15 protein-coding genes and 1 riboswitch are annotated in these 17235 nt (G+C 37.2%); of the genes, 1 reads left to right on the forward strand and 14 read right to left on the reverse strand.

Going from position 1 to position 17235, the window contains the following annotated elements; all coding sequences use genetic code 11:
• Positions 1 to 26 precede the first annotated feature (26 nt).
• From ACSYSF_RS05720 to ACSYSF_RS05780, 13 genes are all read right to left on the reverse strand, one after another.
• The gene (locus ACSYSF_RS05720) at positions 27 to 974 is read right to left on the reverse strand and encodes a cell division protein FtsQ/DivIB (RefSeq protein ID WP_489867025.1); all 948 of its coding nucleotides are present in this window, start codon (positions 972 to 974) and stop codon (positions 27 to 29) included.
• Positions 975 to 1003: 29 nt separating this feature from the next.
• Positions 1004 to 2101, reverse strand: a complete 1098-nt coding sequence (gene murG / locus ACSYSF_RS05725) for an undecaprenyldiphospho-muramoylpentapeptide beta-N-acetylglucosaminyltransferase (protein ID WP_489867026.1) — start codon at positions 2099 to 2101, stop codon at positions 1004 to 1006.
• Positions 2102 to 2113: 12 nt separating this feature from the next.
• Positions 2114 to 3466, reverse strand: a complete 1353-nt coding sequence (murD, locus tag ACSYSF_RS05730; protein ID WP_489867027.1) for a UDP-N-acetylmuramoyl-L-alanine--D-glutamate ligase — start codon at positions 3464 to 3466, stop codon at positions 2114 to 2116.
• A 60-nt stretch (positions 3467 to 3526) separates the two neighbouring features.
• Positions 3527 to 4522 (reverse strand): phospho-N-acetylmuramoyl-pentapeptide-transferase, encoded by a 996-nt coding sequence (gene mraY / locus ACSYSF_RS05735; RefSeq protein ID WP_489867028.1) that lies wholly within the window; start codon positions 4520 to 4522, stop codon positions 3527 to 3529.
• Between the two features lie 29 nt (positions 4523 to 4551).
• Positions 4552 to 6738 carry a penicillin-binding protein gene (locus tag ACSYSF_RS05740; protein WP_489867029.1) on the reverse strand — a complete coding sequence of 729 codons (2187 nt, stop codon included), beginning with the start codon at positions 6736 to 6738 and terminating at the stop codon, positions 4552 to 4554.
• Between the two features lies 1 nt (position 6739).
• Complete coding sequence (gene ftsL, locus ACSYSF_RS05745; protein ID WP_489867030.1) at positions 6740 to 7135, reverse strand: cell division protein FtsL; 396 nt, start codon at positions 7133 to 7135, stop codon at positions 6740 to 6742.
• Positions 7136 to 7157: 22 nt separating this feature from the next.
• Positions 7158 to 8102 carry a 16S rRNA (cytosine(1402)-N(4))-methyltransferase RsmH gene (gene rsmH, locus ACSYSF_RS05750; RefSeq protein WP_489867031.1) on the reverse strand — a complete coding sequence of 315 codons (945 nt, stop codon included), beginning with the start codon at positions 8100 to 8102 and terminating at the stop codon, positions 7158 to 7160.
• 38 nt (positions 8103 to 8140) lie between these two features.
• On the reverse strand, positions 8141 to 8575 hold the full coding sequence (gene mraZ, locus ACSYSF_RS05755) for a division/cell wall cluster transcriptional repressor MraZ (protein WP_489867032.1): 435 nt from the start codon (positions 8573 to 8575) through the stop codon (positions 8141 to 8143).
• A gap of 345 nt (positions 8576 to 8920) precedes the next feature.
• Positions 8921 to 9301, reverse strand: a complete 381-nt coding sequence (locus tag ACSYSF_RS05760; protein ID WP_489867033.1) for a hypothetical protein — start codon at positions 9299 to 9301, stop codon at positions 8921 to 8923.
• Positions 9302 to 9318: 17 nt separating this feature from the next.
• On the reverse strand, positions 9319 to 10062 hold the full coding sequence (locus ACSYSF_RS05765; protein WP_489867034.1) for an RsmE family RNA methyltransferase: 744 nt from the start codon (positions 10060 to 10062) through the stop codon (positions 9319 to 9321).
• A complete protein-coding gene (prmA, locus tag ACSYSF_RS05770) occupies positions 10062 to 11015 on the reverse strand; it encodes a 50S ribosomal protein L11 methyltransferase (protein WP_489867035.1) in 954 nt (317 codons plus the stop codon). Before prmA ends, ACSYSF_RS05765 begins: the two co-directional genes overlap by 1 nt.
• A gap of 179 nt (positions 11016 to 11194) precedes the next feature.
• Entirely contained in the window at positions 11195 to 12616 is a 1422-nt protein-coding gene (gene pyk, locus ACSYSF_RS05775) for a pyruvate kinase (RefSeq protein WP_489867036.1), read from the reverse strand.
• A 252-nt stretch (positions 12617 to 12868) separates the two neighbouring features.
• Positions 12869 to 14344 (reverse strand): amino acid permease, encoded by a 1476-nt coding sequence (locus ACSYSF_RS05780; RefSeq protein WP_489867037.1) that lies wholly within the window; start codon positions 14342 to 14344, stop codon positions 12869 to 12871.
• 94 nt (positions 14345 to 14438) lie between these two features.
• Positions 14439 to 14616, reverse strand: a riboswitch (Lysine riboswitch).
• Positions 14617 to 14807: 191 nt separating this feature from the next.
• On the opposite strand from ACSYSF_RS05780, the gene ACSYSF_RS05785 reads away from it, so the two are divergent.
• Positions 14808 to 15455 carry a hypothetical protein gene (locus ACSYSF_RS05785; protein WP_489867038.1) on the forward strand — a complete coding sequence of 216 codons (648 nt, stop codon included), beginning with the start codon at positions 14808 to 14810 and terminating at the stop codon, positions 15453 to 15455.
• A 105-nt stretch (positions 15456 to 15560) separates the two neighbouring features.
• Here the strand turns inward: ACSYSF_RS05785 and ACSYSF_RS05790 are convergent, their stop codons facing one another.
• Entirely contained in the window at positions 15561 to 17222 is a 1662-nt protein-coding gene (locus tag ACSYSF_RS05790) for a formate--tetrahydrofolate ligase (protein WP_489867039.1), read from the reverse strand.
• Between the last annotated feature and the right edge of the window lie 13 nt (positions 17223 to 17235).

The following is a 17235-nucleotide window of genomic DNA, read 5'->3' on the forward strand; positions in this document are numbered from 1 at the left end:
GCATTCTTCCAGACCTGGGTTTAGTTTTATTGCTTATATGGTCTAAAATAAGCACCAACTTGCAAATCAGCTTGACCAGGTTTATCCAATTGTGCCACCATTCCTGGATAATACTTCATTTTTTTCGATAATTCATCCGCGCTAATTAACACTTCATTACCATCGTTCATATAAATCAATAAACGTTGATTATTTTGCTTATTAGGCGACCAGACAATTTCAGAAACCGCATGTCGTAACGGTGCTGACAACTTACCAAACTGTTCTAATGTTTGATGTAGTTGCTTAGCCGATGTAAAACCATCATACAATGGTAACCCACCAACTTGTTGATCACTTACCTCTTTATTTAACATATTACCATTTTCTAATATTGGATAATATTTATTACCAGCCTTAACGTAACCAACTTTAACAATTTCATCAATTTTAATTTGTAAAGTATTGTCTTCCTTTAATGTTAACTTCAAATGATTAATTTGCGGATTTCTATTTTTAGCCTCACGACTAAAATAATCGCTTTGATACAATGTCGTCAACAATGGCTGACCGGTCTGCAAACCAGCAGCCTTCAAAACTGCTTTATCTGATAACTCTTGTGCCCCAACTACTTCATACTTTTTAACTTGACTCGCAGGAGAAATTAAATAAATTAAACCAGCAGCAATAATAACTAAAACAATAATTGTTTTAATCGCACTACGTTCGTGCGGAAATAATCTTTTTGCCGGTTTTGGCTTTTTTACAGGTTGCTTTTGCTTTTTGCTGACATTTTCATCAGACGTTGATTGTTTTGGCTCATCAACAACCTCAGCCCTTTCCTCTTCTGATTGCTGATCAATTTTATCAGCTGGCTTTGCGTCTGGTTTCGATGACCCATCATCTTCAGATAATAAGTTATTTAAATGTGCTTGAATATCTGAAGAATTCGCATTATTTTTTTCATTATGCGGATTTTCATTTTTTTCAGTCATCGCAATCTCCTACAATCTTTCACGTAAGTTTACTTAATAACACTTTTAATTAAAGCAATAAACTGATCAGCTGCATCAGGAACACCCATCTTAGTTGCTGCATCAGCCATTACTTGACGCTTATCATCATTGGTCATCAATTGATCAATTGTTGCAAACAATGTTGTTCCTGATAATGAATCTTCCGTAATCATTTCAGCAGCACCAGCACTAGCTAAACTACGTGCATTCTTAGTTTGATGATCATTTGTCACATATGGACTTGGAATCAAAATCATTGGCTTACCAAGCGCTGTTTGCTCAGCCAAACTAGTTGCACCAGCACGACCAACAACTAATGAAACTCTTGGCATCAATTGTGGCATATTACTAATATATGGTACGACAGCAATATTTTGAGCTGGTGTAATATTTTTATCAGCCATTTGCTGTTTAACATCATCGTATCGTTTTGATCCAGTAACAAAGATGACTTGATATGTTTTACCAGCAAAATCTGCCAAGATAGATACAACCGAATTATTAATTTTAATAGCCCCTTGTGAACCACCAAAAATTAAAACAGTTGGTTTATTTGCTGATAGGCCAATTTTATCCCAATCAAAACTACCTTGACCATCAACTACTTCTTGAGCTCGTGGATTTCCCACCACAGTTGCTAAATTACCTTTAAATGCTGGCAAAGCAGCTGGGAAAGCAACACCTACCTTAGTTACTTTACGAGCCAAGAATTTGTTTGTTACCCCGACTACTGAATTTTGTTCATGAATAACCGTTGGCAATCCCATTTGCTGAGCTGCATATAGAACTGGTCCAGAAACATAACCACCTGTACCCACAACAACATCTGGCTTAAAGGCTTCTAAATATTTTTTAGCCTCACGAGTGGCCTTCAAAAATAAATAAATTGTTTTTATATTATCGAGTGACAATGAACGACGGAATCCTTGAACACGCAATGACTTAAATGCAAATCCTGCTTCAGGCACAATGTTTCCTTCAAGGCCGCGCTCGCTACCAATGTATAATACTTTAGTGTCTTTTTCTAATGCCATTAATCGCTTAACGGTAGCTAACGCTGGATAAATATGTCCCCCGGTACCACCACCAGATACTACAATTCGCATGTGTAAGCCTCCTTAGTTTTCTTCTTGTGAAAGTGCAACTTTTTTAACTGCATCTACAAACTTATTACCACGTGTTTCAAAATCAGGGAATTGGTCCCATGATGCCGCTGCTGGTGATAGTAAGATTACCTCACCAGACTGGCTAGCTTCAAATGCTGGTTCAACAGCACTTGGCGCATCTTCAGCATAAATAACTGGTATATTTAATTCTTGTCCAACTTTAGCTAGCTTGTCTTTAGTTTGTCCAAATACAATTAGCGTCTTGACATGTTGCTTTAACGATGGTAATAACCGCATTTGGTCATCACCACGATCTAATCCACCGGCTAGTAAAACAACTGGTTCTTTAAACCCAGATAAGGCCATTTCAGTTGCCTCAATATCGGTTGCTTTTGAATCATTATACACTTTTCGACCCGCAAAATTACCAATAAATTGTAAACGGTGTTCTACACCAGAAAAGTCGTGTAACGCTTGCACAATATCAGCAGTTGCTACCCGCATTAACTTACCAACTGCAATAGCTACTAATGCATTGTCAATATTGTGTTCACCAGGGACGCCTAATTCATCAGCTGCCATGATGCGCTCTTGTTGATAGTACATGACGCCATCCTTAAGATAAGCACCTGCTTCGCTATTACCATCTCGTGAAAATGGTACGACTTGCGCTTGTGTTTCTTTAGACAAGTTACGCCACTCTTCAGTATCAAAATTAACAACAAAATAATCATCAGCTGTTTGATGTTTTGTAATGTTCATTTTAGCAGCGATATAATTTGCGCGTGAACCATGGAAATCTAAATGTGATGAAAAAATATTAGTCAAAACAGCAATATGTGGCTTTGGTGCTGGCATGCCCATCAATTGGAACGATGATAATTCCGTTACCATAACATCTTGCTTAGCCATTTTAGGTGCAACTTCACTGACTGGCACACCAATATTACCAGCTACAACAATGTGCTTCGTATCATTAGCGTTCTTTCGTAAGACTGAAGCAATCATTTCAGTTGTCGTCGTTTTACCATTAGAGCCGGTTACTGCAATCCATTGATCAGAAATATATTTTTGGGCCAGTGCCACTTCAACAACAATTGGAATGTTGCGTTCCTTAGCAGCGGCTAAAATTGGAATCGTATAAGGAATACCTGGGTTTTTAACAATTAAATCAATATCCGTAAGTAAGTCTGCTGTTTGTTCAGTTGTAAACTGAACACCTTTTTGTGCTAATGCAACAACCTTAGCATCAGTCTTATCTAACTTAGGGTCTGACACAGTCACTTTTGCTGATTCATTTAATAATAAATTTGCAGCTGCTGCACCAGAACGGGCAAATCCAACAATTAATACATTTTTGTTCATCGTTTAAACCTCTTTTTAGATATGTATATGGGGAAATCCCCCATGAAATTTATGACGTGCTTAATGCCACCAAATAAGTAGATAAATGATTGCCATAACTAAGCCAACTCCCCAGAAGAAGAAATTAACTTGCCATTCATTCCAAGGCTTATCTGTATTACCTGTTAAGCCACCTTTTTCAAAACTATGATGAATCGGTGTCATTATGAAAATACGTTTGTTAAAGAAGTGGAAACTAGTTACTTGAATGATAACACTCAAAGTTTCAACCATGAATACAAATCCAATAATCAAAAGTGACCACTCATGATGTAATACCAAAGAATTCATCGCTAATCCAGCTCCTAATGCTAATGAACCAGTATCACCCATAAAGATAGTTGCTGGATAATGATTAAAGGCTAAGAAACCTAACAAGGCACCAATCATCAATGCGTCCAACAAGACCATGGTCATATCACCTTGGACAATTGCAATAATCAAGTAAGCAACATATGCGATAATAGCTGTTCCTGAAGCTAAGCCATCCAGTCCATCAGTCAAATTAGTGGCATTTGACCAACCGACTAACCAGAAAATTGTAAACAATGTATAAGCAATAACACTGTGCCATTCACCTAAGCCAAATGGCAGTGATAGGAAAAAGTCAAACTTACCAACTGCTAAGACAATCACACCCAAAATAGCTGCTGCAATTTCAGAAAATAGTTTTGGTAAGAAACGTAGTCCCTCATCACGATGATTAAATACCTTAATACTATCATCGAAAGCACCAACAATTGCAAAAACGATAATGGCGATTAAAGTTGCCCAACCAGTTGAGCTTGTATTCTTAGTAATTAAAGATAATATGATAAAACCAATCACGACAACTGGAATAAATGCTGCACCACCCATAGTAGGTGTTCCAGCTTTAGCAGCATGATCAGGCTCATGTTCTCCCGTTCGCATAACCAACTGCGCTACCTTGATTTTTTTAAACCAATCTCGTAACCGTGGTACTACCAATACCGTAACAATTAGACTAAATAATAGTCCTAGCAAAAAAGTCGACATTCGACTACTCCTCTCACTCACCTATATTCCTAATTTTCATTTGGCTTTTTAAATTCAACCGTAATGTTATGATATCCATCAGACAATGCCGTATCAGGTTCTAATGACTGTGTATCGACAAAGCCATTACCCTTAATGACTGCTTTGATATCAGCCATTGATGCCCAAGACAAAACATCACTTTTAGCCCAACCATGCATGTCAGGAACAGTAATATTCTTATCTGTGTTCAAAAAGACGCGTTGGCCAACAATAGAACTATCACCCGCTGTCAATGATTGTCTCTTTACAGTATCGCCATCACCCATCACAACTGGTGTTAAACGATTAGCCTTCATTTCTTGTTTAGCATCTGAAACTGTTCCACCAACCACTGTTGGCACTTTAACTTCTTGGTTATTGCTTACAACAACCTTGTTGTCATTTTCAGACATGTCTAACGCCTGTTCCATATTTTTCTTAAATACTTCTGACATATCTTTGGCGATATTGTCCGTATTTTGTTGGGGTTCCTTGGCAACAATGTACATCATATACCGTGGATTCTTAGATGGGGCCATCCCCATCCAAGAATGGATTTCTTTGCTACTATCACCAGGTGCAGAATAACCAAGTGATGTTGCTATTTGGGCCGTTCCTGATTTACCAGTAGTCCGCACGTTTGGAATAGCATAATCTTTTCCTAATCCATGTTGTGAATAGATAACATCTTCAAGTTGCTTACGGGTTGCCTTAGATGTTGCTTTACTAATTGGCTTAGAAACAACATTAGGTTTTGCTTGCGAAACAACCTTTTTATTATTAGGATTAACAATTTTCTCAATAATTTGAGGTTGTAACTCCTTACCATTATTAGCAATTGCTGAATATGCCTGCATCATCTGCAATGGCGTTACAGAAATACCTTGACCAAAGGCCGTATTTGCTTGCTCAATTGGATACTTGAACTGCATATTACCAACAGCTTCATCCTGAAAACCAGTCTTAGTAGACTTCAAAAGTTGGAATCGATTAATATACTTTTTCCAAGTTTTAGCCCCCATTTTCTGCTCGGTCAAAGCCATAGCAACGTTAGAAGATTCCGCAATTCCACGAGCAAAGGTAATATTTCCCCAACCTTCACCATCATTCCAATCAGTAACTTTTTTATTACCAATTTTAAGTGTTCCTGATTTATATGTTGCATCTGGATTCCAATTATCGGTATCAATTGCTGAAGCTAGTGTTAGTCCCTTTAGAACTGATCCTGGTTCAAAAGCCGTACCATATAACTGATTAGTCCATAAATCACCTAACCCTTCACCCGTTTTAGCATTAAAAGTAGGGCGTTGAGTGGTCGAAACAATTTTACCAGTTTTAGTATCCATCATGACAGCCAGTGCTGCCTTTGGCTTCATATCATCATATAGCTGCTGCATACTCTGCTCAAGCGTTGTTTGCAATTTCATGTTAATCGTCGTATAGACATCATAACCATTTTTAACAGCTAGGTTTTTCTTTGAAACACTGTGATCAGTAATATCTGTTGACGTTGTCTTAATACCATTACGCCCAGTTAACTTCTTATTCCACGATTGTTCAATTCCAGATACACCAGAGATGGTCTGTGAGTTACCATCACGTTCTTTCTTAGTAATACCAATCAAATCAGAAGCAAAGGTCCCATTAGGATATAATCTTGATTCACTACTCGTAAAAGTTAGTCCTGGAATATTTGCATTTTTCAATTGCTTATACTTTTGAACGCTTAAATTAATACCTTTTTCACCAAATTGAACTTGTTGCAATTTATCTTTACGGCCAGATTTAATAGAGTGCTTATAATCTTTTGCTTTACCACCCAAAATATCTGCTAACTTCTTGCTAACCTGTGTATCTTGTGATTTCTTAACATACATCGGTTTACCTTTAGAAGATTTTTGGCTTTTATCTAAAACAGCAGCCAATGTATAGGTCGTTGATGACTCAGCTAATGGATTACCAACTGAATCATAAATCTCACCACGTTTAGCAGGAATATCATTTTGGCTTTGATAAATTAATTGTGCTGCTTGATCTAGCTTGTGTCCTTTTACTTCTTTAGTAATCGCAATACTAGAAAAACGGACCCCTAACACAACCAACATACCAATCACCAATATAAGCAAAATTTTACCTGTATTGCGACTATTTTTATCCGCTTGGCTACGTTTTGGCATCCGTTGTTTTTTTACCATGCTACTTTACGTTCCTTATATTTTGATTTTTAAGTGTTAAACCATTTTTATCAGCGATATCATTTAATCTTTTAGGACTTGATAAATCACTAACTTGTTGCTTTAACGTATTATTTTTATTACGCACTTGTTCTAATTGAGCAGAAGTTGCTGACAACTGAGTATTAGTTGTGGTACTTTTGTTAGCCATAAAAATTACAACAAAAACTGTCATAATGACAGCCGTAACTAGCGCAGCTACCATGAACTTATCACCAGCATTCCACTTAGGTTTCTGGTACTTTATTTTAACAACTCTATTTTTTGATTTTGCATTAGTCCGTATTTTTTGTTGTGTCTCTGGTTTCCTAACAACATTCCCGTTGTAATCATTACGGTAGTTTGGCAATTCGTCCATGATAAATTTCCCCTGTTAATTCTTACTTGATTCTTTCAATAACCCGTAATTTAGCAGAATGTGCGCGGCGATTAATTGCTAATTCTTCTTCAGATGGCAAAATAGGTTTACGTACAACTAATTTAAAATTAGGTTGCATCTCTTCTGGAATTATTGGCAAGCCAGCAGGTAAATCTGCAATCGTTACTTTTTCTTTAAACATTGTTTTTACTAGACGATCTTCCAAAGAGTGGAATGTAATAACAGCAATACGTCCATTGACATTTAACATATCAAGCGCTTGTGTTAACGACTCTTCAACAGCGCCTAACTCGTCATTAACAGCAATTCTAATTGCTTGAAAAGTTCTTTTGGCTGGATGACCACCTTTACGCCGTGCTGCTGCTGGAATAGCATCCTTAATAATATCTACCAATTCGAAAGTTGTTTCAATTGGCTTAATTTCACGTGCATGTTCAATTTTACGTGCAATTTGTTTGGCAAATTTTTCTTCACCATACCGTGAAAAAATACGAAGTAAATCATGAAATGACCATTCATTAACAACTGTTCGTGCTGTTAATTCTTGTGACTGATCCATTCGCATATCAAGGGGCGCATCATAGTTATAAGAAAAGCCACGTTGACCATCATCAAATTGAGGCGATGACACACCTAAATCATAGACAATACCATCAAAAGAAGTCACATCATGCGCTAGCAATGCAGCATTCAAATTTCGAAAATTTGTTTGGATAAAATCAACTTTACCTGCTGCTAATTCATCAGCTAAATGTTCTTGATTATAAGTAATAGCTGTTTCATCTTGATCAAATGACCACAACTTACCAGTGGTTAATTTACTTGCTAATAGTTGTGAATGACCACCACCACCAAGTGTCGCATCTACATATGTACCCTCTGGTTTTACATCTAGCGCGTCAATTGCTTCTTTTAATAACACCGTTACATGTTTAAACTCTGTCATTGGTTTCCTTGTTCCCTTCAGACGTCTATGAACTAATTTTAAAATCCAAGTTCTTCCAATCCGTTTGCGATATCATCAAAATTCTCTGCTGTTTCATCTTCGTATGCTTGCCACTTCTCAGTGCTCCATAACTCAAAAATATCGTCACCCATACCAAAGACAGTCACATTTTTTTCAATTTTTGCATAACTACGTAACGTTTGTGAAAGATTAATACGTCCCTGTTTATCAAATTCAACTTCAATTGCACCGCCAAAAACAAAGCGCTTAAATTGACGTGCCTTTGAGTTTGTATCAGGTAGTGCATTGATTTTCTTTGAAAAGTCTTGCCATCCCTCAAGGGTATAGGCACGTAATGAATGATCCATCCAGCGGGTAATCACAAATGATTCACCCAACTGGCTCCTAAATTTTGCCGGAATGATTAGTCGATTTTTAGCATCTAATCCATGCTGAAATGTACCCATGAACATTGACTAATCCTCCTTTGCAAAATTTTGTGAGACATTTGAATTCAATTCACCAATTATTCAACAATTCAATACTCTTAATTTACCACAATATCCCACATTCAACCACCTTTCTCCACTATTCACCACCATCAATTTTTGCGAAATTAAGATGTTAAATATTGGTACACTGGGCTATACCAGTCTTTTTAACATATTCATTACAATTACACGTTTTTTTCAAAACAAATTGCTTTCTGAATTTACAAAAAAAGTGGTTGAGACATAACCGTCTCAACCACTCAAAAAATAATTATTATTAACTAGATAAAACACCTAATAAATTTGTGTGAACATTAATCTTTTTCATTATACTTCTTTAAAACCACCATCAACAGGAATTTGCTTATCTACATCTAATTCTTCTTCTTGACCACTTGTAAAAGCAAAGATTTCAATGATCAAATACAATACCGCCAAATAATAACCATAAAAGGCTGAATTAATTTCCAACCATACTGATACCAAATACACAATTGGCCAGACCAATAATAAGACCCAATTAGATCCTGTACGGCGTAAGAATGAACCCGCTAAGACACTAAATATCATATTAATGATAAACAATGACACGATTATTTTAAAATTAACCGTCAACGGCGTTTCATTAATAAGATAAGGAACTAAGAGTCCTAGAATTGGCATCCATATCCAAAAACGCCAATCAAAAGTTTTTTTAATTTTTTTCATCGCAAATCCTCTATATATTAGTTATTTAACTCCACAACATAACTTAAAACACTTAGTGCATACATCGGTGCTGTTTCTGCGCGTAAAATACGTGGACCTAAACCAGCTGGCACAAAGCCATCATTAACTAAATTGGTAATTTCATTAGGTGCTAAACCACCTTCTGGTCCAAACAAAAAACAAACAGCGTCATTTAGTTGCAACTTTTTTAGTTGCTGAACCAATTGACTAGTTTCGCCTTGCTTAGCACTCTCTTCCCACGCAACAATTTTGATTGTGTTTTCTGGCAATGATAATTCTGACAATTTATCTAAGTACGAAACTTCCGGAATTTTTAATCGATGTGATTGTTCAGCTGCAGCTGCCGCTATTTTATTGAGTCGTGCTACCTTTTTAGGAGCCTTCTGCCCCCAGTGAGCGACTGACCATTCGGTTTCAACAACAATAATATGATGTACCCCTAACTCCGTTGCTTTTTGCACAACTAGTTCAGGTTTATCACCTTTAGACAAGCCAATCACAATTGTTGTATCAACTGGCAATTCAACTGTTACCATTTTTTGTGATTCAATCGTCATCATCGCCTTACCATCAATGAAACTCGTTAATTTAGCAACCAGAATTTCTTGTCGATTTGGTAAGACAAATTCTGCCCGAGAACCTTCATGGCTACGCAAGACCGTTATAAAATGATGTTCAACTTCTTCGGGTAATTCAAATGTTTCACCACTGGGTGTCGTATTCAAAAAATACCTTTGCATTAATCATCCTCACTCTTAAATTTTGCAATAATACCATACCAATCACCCAATTTCATGGACTGTTCAACAACCAATCCATTAGCTTCTAAATCAGCAATCATCTTATCACGCTTATCGTAATAAATTCCTGACAATAATAAGTGTCCTTTAGGTTGCAAAATAGTTTTGACGTCAGGTATTAACATATCCAAAACTTCTGCCAACATATTAGCAATCACGATATCATACTTTTTGTCTGGTACGTCTTTTAATAAATCACTAACGATTAATTTCATATCAGCCGCTTGAGGATTTAAATCAACGTTACCTTGTGCTGATTTGACAGCCACATCATCAATATCAGTTCCTAAAATATCACCAGCCCCTAATAAACGAGCTGCAATACCAAGGACACCTGATCCGGTTCCAACATCAATAACTGTTTCACCACCACGAACAACTACTTCCAATGCTTGCATCATTAATTTGGTAGTTGGATGAGTACCAGTACCAAATGCCATTCCTGGATCTAATGTAATCACTTGTTCATCAATTTGTTCTGGTTGATAATCTTCCCATTTAGGAACAACTGTCATATGTCTAGTAACCCGTACTGGATGATAATACTTTTGCCACTCTGTCGCCCAATCAGCATCAGCAACTGGTTGCATCGTAACAATTCCCGGATGTGCATCTAACCCAAATGATGCCAGTTCATTGACGGCTGCTCTAATATTATCTATCAACGACGCAAAATCAAGATCATCTGCAAAGTAACCACTCACAGCAGCGCCACTTTCACGATGTTTAATCTCATCTTTTTTAAGCATAACGGTTGCATCAGCCGGCTGGTAATTATCAAGCTCAGCAGAATCATCAATTTCAATGCCTTCTGCACCACTTGTCATTAAGATATTACTAATTGCTTCAATTGATTCCGTCTGTGTTTCTACAATAATTTTTTGCCAACTCATGAACATTCCTCGTTTACATTAATTTAATTAAGAATACCACAAAAAAACAGTGCCGCCTACATAATAAACAACAATTAAAAACACCCACAATTATTGAAGGGTTATCCTCACTTTCATAACATTTAAGTCATGGATGAGTCATACTTTTCAAAAATCATGGATGTTTAATTTATTAGAAATTAGTCAATTGTAACAATTGTCATCAAGTTAGTTGTACCTGAAGTTGTTACAGGAATTCCAGCAGTAACAATGATTGTATCACCCTTACTTACAATTCCTGACTTAAGTGCTTCTGACTTTGCCATTGCTACCATAGCGTCAGTGTTGTCCATTGGCTCAGTAATTACTGTTTGGACACCCCAGTAAATGCTCAATAGACGTTGCACATTTTCAGTAAACGTTAATGCCAAAATATCAGTGTTAGGACGATACTTTGAAATCATCTTAGCAGTGTAACCTGAATTTGTAGCAGCAACGATAGCCTTAACGTTCAAATTACCAGCAGCAGTAGCCACAGCAGATGCAACTGATTCAGTAACATCAGTTGCGTCGAAGTGATCATCATGACGACCGTTCATTACCAATGAAGTTTCTGCTTTTTCATCAATACGAGCCATTGTCGCAACAGCTTCAACTGGGTAAGCACCATTAGCTGACTCACCAGATAGCATTGTTGCGTCAGTACCATCAAAGACTGCGTTAGCCACGTCAGATGCCTCAGCACGTGTAGGACGTGGATTCTCTTGCATTGAATCAAGCATATCAGTTGCAGTGATAACTGGCTTACCAGCAGCGTTCATCTTACGAATCAACATCTTTTGTACCAATGGCACATTTTCAGCTGGAATCTCAACACCCATGTCACCACGAGCAATCATCAAACCATCTGAAACAGCTAGAATTTCATCAAAGTTATCAATTCCTTCTTGTGACTCAATCTTTGGAAAAATCATAACTTCTTCGTGATTAGCTTCTGTAAGCAATTCACGGATTTCAAGTACATCAGCTGCCTTACGAACGAATGAAGCAGCGATAAATTGAATACCGTTCTTCAAACCGAAGCGAATATCATCAGCATCTTTTTCAGTGATACCTGGCAAGTTAATGGCAACACCTGGTGCATTAACTCCCTTACGTGACCCCAAAATACCATGATTTTGAACTTCAGTTACAAGTTCTTGGTTTGTATCATCTTTCTCAGTGATAACCATATCTAGCTTACCATCGTCAAACAAGATATGACCACCAACGTGAACATCATCATACAAACCTGGGTAAGTTACAGCAATCTTTTCTTTCGTTCCTTCAATTGAAGCATCCATTGAAATACGAACAACATCACCAATGTTAAATTCAATCTTACCTGGTTCTTGAACAGTGGTACGGATTTCTGCACCCTTTGTATCCAACAAGAAACCAACCGTCTTGCCTGTTGCTTTCTCAGCTTCATGGACAGCATTCATTCGTCCTAAGTGTTCCTCGTGATCACCATGTGAAAAGTTGAAACGGACAACATTTGCGCCTGATTCGATAATCTTAGTAATCGTCTCTACATCAGAGCTGGCTGGTCCAAGCGTTGAAACAATCTTGGTCTTCTTCATGATTAAAAATTTCTCCTTAGTAAAAAGATATTGGTATTTCTATCTGGAATTTATTGTACTATTTATCACTATCTTTGTATACAAATTCAAACTATCATTTGTTGCAATCATAGAACAGTTTAAGGTTCAAAAAATATTAAAACCTTTTGCAATAACAATTAAAGCGCTATCATCATTTACAATTTATTTTATGAATTTTTTTATATAAAAAAGATTAGAACACAATGTTCTAATCTCTTAATGTTTATTCAATTAATCTAATGGACGTGCATCTGTATCAAGATCCACTTCTTCCAACTTACGTAACTTTGTACGATGCTTGATTTTGTAACCGAAATACAAAACTAAGAATAATGGAATTGCCATATATGTCGTAATAATACCTGGCCAGTTCCAATCTAAGATTGATCCCTTAAATGATGCTGTATCCTGACCAATGACCACAATAATTGATAATGCCAAGGCAATTAGTGGACCCACTGGGAACCACTTAGCTTTATAACGCAACTTATTAACATCGCGTCCTTGTGCAACAAAGGCACGACGGAAACGATAATGTGAAATAGCAACACCAATCCAAGCAATGAAGCCGGTCAATCCAGATGCGGCAACTAGATAGTAGTACAAGCTTTGACCAAAAATTGACGTAACGTATGTAAACAAACCAACTGCAACCGTTGCTATAACAGCTGGTACAGGAATACCTGACTTTTTATTAACTTGTTTAAAAATCTTAGGTGCCATACCGTCAACGGCCATTGAGTAAAGCATACGAGTTGACGCATACAATCCAGAATTAGCTGATGAAACAACGGCTGTTAAGATAACCGCGTTCATAATTGAGGCTGCTCCAGCTAATCCAGCAGATTTAAATACTAACGTAAATGGTGATACAGCAATGTTAGTTTCACTTGAACGTAGTAAATTAGGATCCTTATAGTAAATAATCGCACCGATAATAAAGATTGATAGAATATAGAACAATAAAATGCGCCAGAAAATTTGCTTTACGGCTGCTGGAACAGACTTTTCAGGAGTTTCAGACTCACCAGCAGTGATACCAACCATCTCAGTTCCTTGGAATGAGAATCCAGCTACCATGAATACTGATAAAATACCGCCAAACCCACCAACAAAACCGTAGTGACCACCAGCAGATAAGTTATGCGCAACATCAGGTTGTTTAAAGACAATACCCAAAATTGTCATTAATCCAACTAATAGGAAAGCGACAACCGCAATAACTTTAATGGTTGCCATCCAAAATTCAGTTTCGGCATATGCCTTAGCTGATAATAGATTAATCGTTGTAATTAGTACCAAAACAATTGTTGACCAAATCCAACTTGGAACATCTGGTAACCAGAATCCCATTACGACACCAACTGTTGCTGCTTCAACGGCAACGGTAATCGCCCAATTAAACCAATAATTCCAACCCATAGCAAAACCAAATGCCGGATCTACAAAGCGATCAGCGTAAACTGAAAATGATCCAGAAACTGGCATATAGGTTGCCATTTCTCCTAGACTAGTCATTAAAAAGTAAACCATGACACCAATAACAGCATAGGCTGTTAAGGCACCAAATGGTCCAGCTTGTGAAATTGTTGCCCCAGAAGCAACAAATAGCCCTGTTCCGATTGTTCCTCCCAATGCAATCATTGAGAGATGCCGGGTTTTCATCGTCCTTTTTAGATGACCCGTCTCTTGTTGATTCTCAGCCATATTTCCTCCTTAAAAAGGCCTAACGCATCACAAAAACAAAAAAATCCTAGTTTACACGTCTATCGTATAAACTAGGAACTCATTAGTTTTTAGTATTGTCGATAGCTCTCCGCGACCGACTATTTTGTCGCGACAGTCTGTTCATTATTGATGAACACACCAACAGTAACTATCACCATAGTCACCATTTCGGCAATCGCCCCTTTTTTCTAACCTCAAAGCTCGTCAGCTCAGTTAGAATACTTTTGTTGATTGCAACCTCTATATATTATTTATTTGCAATAATGATATTACCCTATTCCCTTATATAATGTCAAGTAATTGTTTAATTTAACTGTCATAAAATAAAAGGAAGATTAAATATTTGGAACAAATATGTGTTTTATATACGTTCGTGTTAAAATTAAATAAAGAAAACAAGTAAGCATCTTGATTCATTAGGACGCAAAAAGGAGTATCGCTTATGATTATCGCTAAATCACGAACCCGTTTCCTAACGTTGGTGGTTAGTTTAATCCTTTTTATCATAGTATCTATCTTGGCATACCGTCATAGTGGCTTTTTACAATCATTTATGCAACTAGACCATACTATCTTTCAGACGGTTTTTTCAGACCGTTTTGAGTTACTGATAAAACCATTTTTCTTCTTCAGTCATGGTTTCGGAATGTTTTTAGCAATCTTTTTAATTGCTTTCTTTCTATGGGGATTTAAATTTAAAATTCCAGCCACTTGGATTTTAATCACTAGTATTGGTGGTTGGCTAATCATTAACATTGCTTCTTTACTATTTAAAAACAACATGAATGGTAATCAAATTTTATATCCTGCACGACCAACCTTTTATATGACCTTATTAATTTCATTCTTCTTATTAATTATCGTTCCTGAGATTAACCGTAGTATGTTGCAATTTTTGTTCCAAATATTATTACTCTTAGGTTGGGTAGCAACCTTTATCGTAACGCTATTAACTCCCGGTTATAATCTAGCAGCTGCACTTGCTGGTTGGTTATTAGCATTAGTTTGGTTACAACTTGCCGAAAATGGTTACCGCGTCTATGCCCCAGAATTCTATCGTCGTAAAGGTTTTAGCAATTCTTGGTACTAGTTTAAATCCGCATGTAACTTGGCAATATTTATTAATATATTAAACACAAGGAGACTAGAACTCAAAATGCTCTAGTCTCCTTATTTGTTTTATTAGTAATATGATTTAACTTAACCCGGTAATCCGGCCATCATTATCAATATCAATATCAAGTGCAGCTGGATGTTTTGGTAAACCAGGCATCGTTAGCACTGATCCCGTCAACGCAACTAAAAAGCCGGCTCCCAATTTAGGAACAAATTCGCGAATGTGGATGACAAAATCCTTAGGTGCACCAATTTTTTTAACATCATCCGATAATGAATATTGAGTTTTAGCCATGATAACTGGTAATTTATCCCAACCATATTTTTTGAAATTCTGTAACTGTTTAGCAGCTTTATTTGAAAGTTCAATATCTTGACCACCGTAAATTTCTTGCACAATATGCTTAATCTTCACCATGGCATCATCTTCAGGTTGATAAAGTAGTTGATAATTCTTGTCTGAACTAGTGGCATTGATGACACCTTTTGCTAGATCTTGGGCACCATCCCCACCTTGTCCCCAAACATCAGCAACATACGCTGCAACACCAAACTTAGCAACATAACCCTTAACCATTGCTAACTCTTCATCAGTATCTGCCGTAAATTGATTAATTGCGACAACTACTGGCACACCATAACGCTGCATACTTGTTAAATGTTGTCCCAAATTATCAAGGCCTTGTTGTAAGGCAGTTAAGTTAGGGGTCGTCAAATTCTTCTTATCTTCACCACCATGCATTTTTAAAGCACGTACTGTCGCCACAATAACAATGGTATCAGGTGTCTTACCTAACAAGGGTACCTTGAAATCCAAAAACTTTTCCCCACCTAAGTCAGCACCAAAACCGGCTTCAGTCACAACGAAATCTGCTAAGTGTAAGGCAGATTTCGTTGCTAAAATTGAATTAGTTCCCTGGGCGATATTCGCGAATGGACCACCGTGAATCAATACTGGTGTATGTGCTAATGTCTGAACTAAATTAGGCTTAATAGCGTCTTTTAATAATGTCGTAATAGCACCTTCAACACCTAAATCAGCAACTGTAACGGGTTCTTTATCATAATTATAACCAATGACAATTCTTGCAATGCGTGCTTTCATATCAGCTAAATCTGTTGACAAGGTTAAAATAGCCATTAATTCTGATGCCACCGTAATATCAAAACCATCTTCACGAGGAACACCTGATGTTGGGCCACCCAGGCCAATCGTAATATGACGCAAAGCTCGATCATTAACGTCTAACGCCCGCTTCCAAAGCATACGGCGTGGATCCAAATTTAATGGATTACCCTGATACAAACTGTTATCAATTAAAGCAGCTAATGTATTATGTGCACTTGTTAAAGCATGAAAATCACCCGTAAAGTGCATATTTATATCTGCCATGGGTACGACTTGTGAATAACCACCACCAGTAGCGCCACCTTTCAGTCCCATCACGGGACCTAAAGAAGGTTCACGTAAGGCAACCATCGTGTTGTGTTGTTGTGATGCTAATGCATCTGCCAAACCAACTGTTACCGTTGATTTACCCTCACCTGCTGGTGTCGGATTAATTGACGTGACTAAAATTAGTTTACCTAACTCTTTTTGCTTTGTTTCATTATTCAGTTGAATTTTAGCCTTATCGCGACCATATGGTTCCCATTCTGACTCAGACAAGCCAATTTTATTGGCAATTTTTTCAATCGACCAAACCTCTGCTTCTTGTGCAATTTCAATATCTGTTTTCATCCATTATCCCCTA

The sequence above is a fragment of the Weissella sp. ESL1139 genome, from assembly GCF_058506735.1.

Excerpts from the sequence above, each read along its gene's own strand:
- ACSYSF_RS05720 (WP_489867025.1), bottom strand. The coding sequence starts at position 974 with ATGACTGAAAAAAATGAAAATCCGCATAATGAAAAAAATAATGCGAAT.
- murG (WP_489867026.1), bottom strand. The coding sequence starts at position 2,101 with ATGCGAATTGTAGTATCTGGTGGTGGTACCGGGGGACATATTTATCCA.
- murD (WP_489867027.1), bottom strand. The coding sequence starts at position 3,466 with ATGAACAAAAATGTATTAATTGTTGGATTTGCCCGTTCTGGTGCAGCA.
- mraY (WP_489867028.1), bottom strand. The coding sequence starts at position 4,522 with ATGTCGACTTTTTTGCTAGGACTATTATTTAGTCTAATTGTTACGGTA.
- ACSYSF_RS05740 (WP_489867029.1), bottom strand. The coding sequence starts at position 6,738 with ATGGTAAAAAAACAACGGATGCCAAAACGTAGCCAAGCGGATAAAAAT.
- ftsL (WP_489867030.1), bottom strand. The coding sequence starts at position 7,135 with ATGGACGAATTGCCAAACTACCGTAATGATTACAACGGGAATGTTGTT.
- rsmH (WP_489867031.1), bottom strand. The coding sequence starts at position 8,102 with ATGACAGAGTTTAAACATGTAACGGTGTTATTAAAAGAAGCAATTGAC.
- mraZ (WP_489867032.1), bottom strand. The coding sequence starts at position 8,575 with ATGTTCATGGGTACATTTCAGCATGGATTAGATGCTAAAAATCGACTA.
- ACSYSF_RS05760 (WP_489867033.1), bottom strand. The coding sequence starts at position 9,301 with ATGAAAAAAATTAAAAAAACTTTTGATTGGCGTTTTTGGATATGGATG.
- ACSYSF_RS05765 (WP_489867034.1), bottom strand. The coding sequence starts at position 10,062 with ATGCAAAGGTATTTTTTGAATACGACACCCAGTGGTGAAACATTTGAA.
- prmA (WP_489867035.1), bottom strand. The coding sequence starts at position 11,015 with ATGAGTTGGCAAAAAATTATTGTAGAAACACAGACGGAATCAATTGAA.
- pyk (WP_489867036.1), bottom strand. The coding sequence starts at position 12,616 with ATGAAGAAGACCAAGATTGTTTCAACGCTTGGACCAGCCAGCTCTGAT.
- ACSYSF_RS05780 (WP_489867037.1), bottom strand. The coding sequence starts at position 14,344 with ATGGCTGAGAATCAACAAGAGACGGGTCATCTAAAAAGGACGATGAAA.
- ACSYSF_RS05785 (WP_489867038.1), top strand. The coding sequence starts at position 14,808 with ATGATTATCGCTAAATCACGAACCCGTTTCCTAACGTTGGTGGTTAGT.
- ACSYSF_RS05790 (WP_489867039.1), bottom strand. The coding sequence starts at position 17,222 with ATGAAAACAGATATTGAAATTGCACAAGAAGCAGAGGTTTGGTCGATT.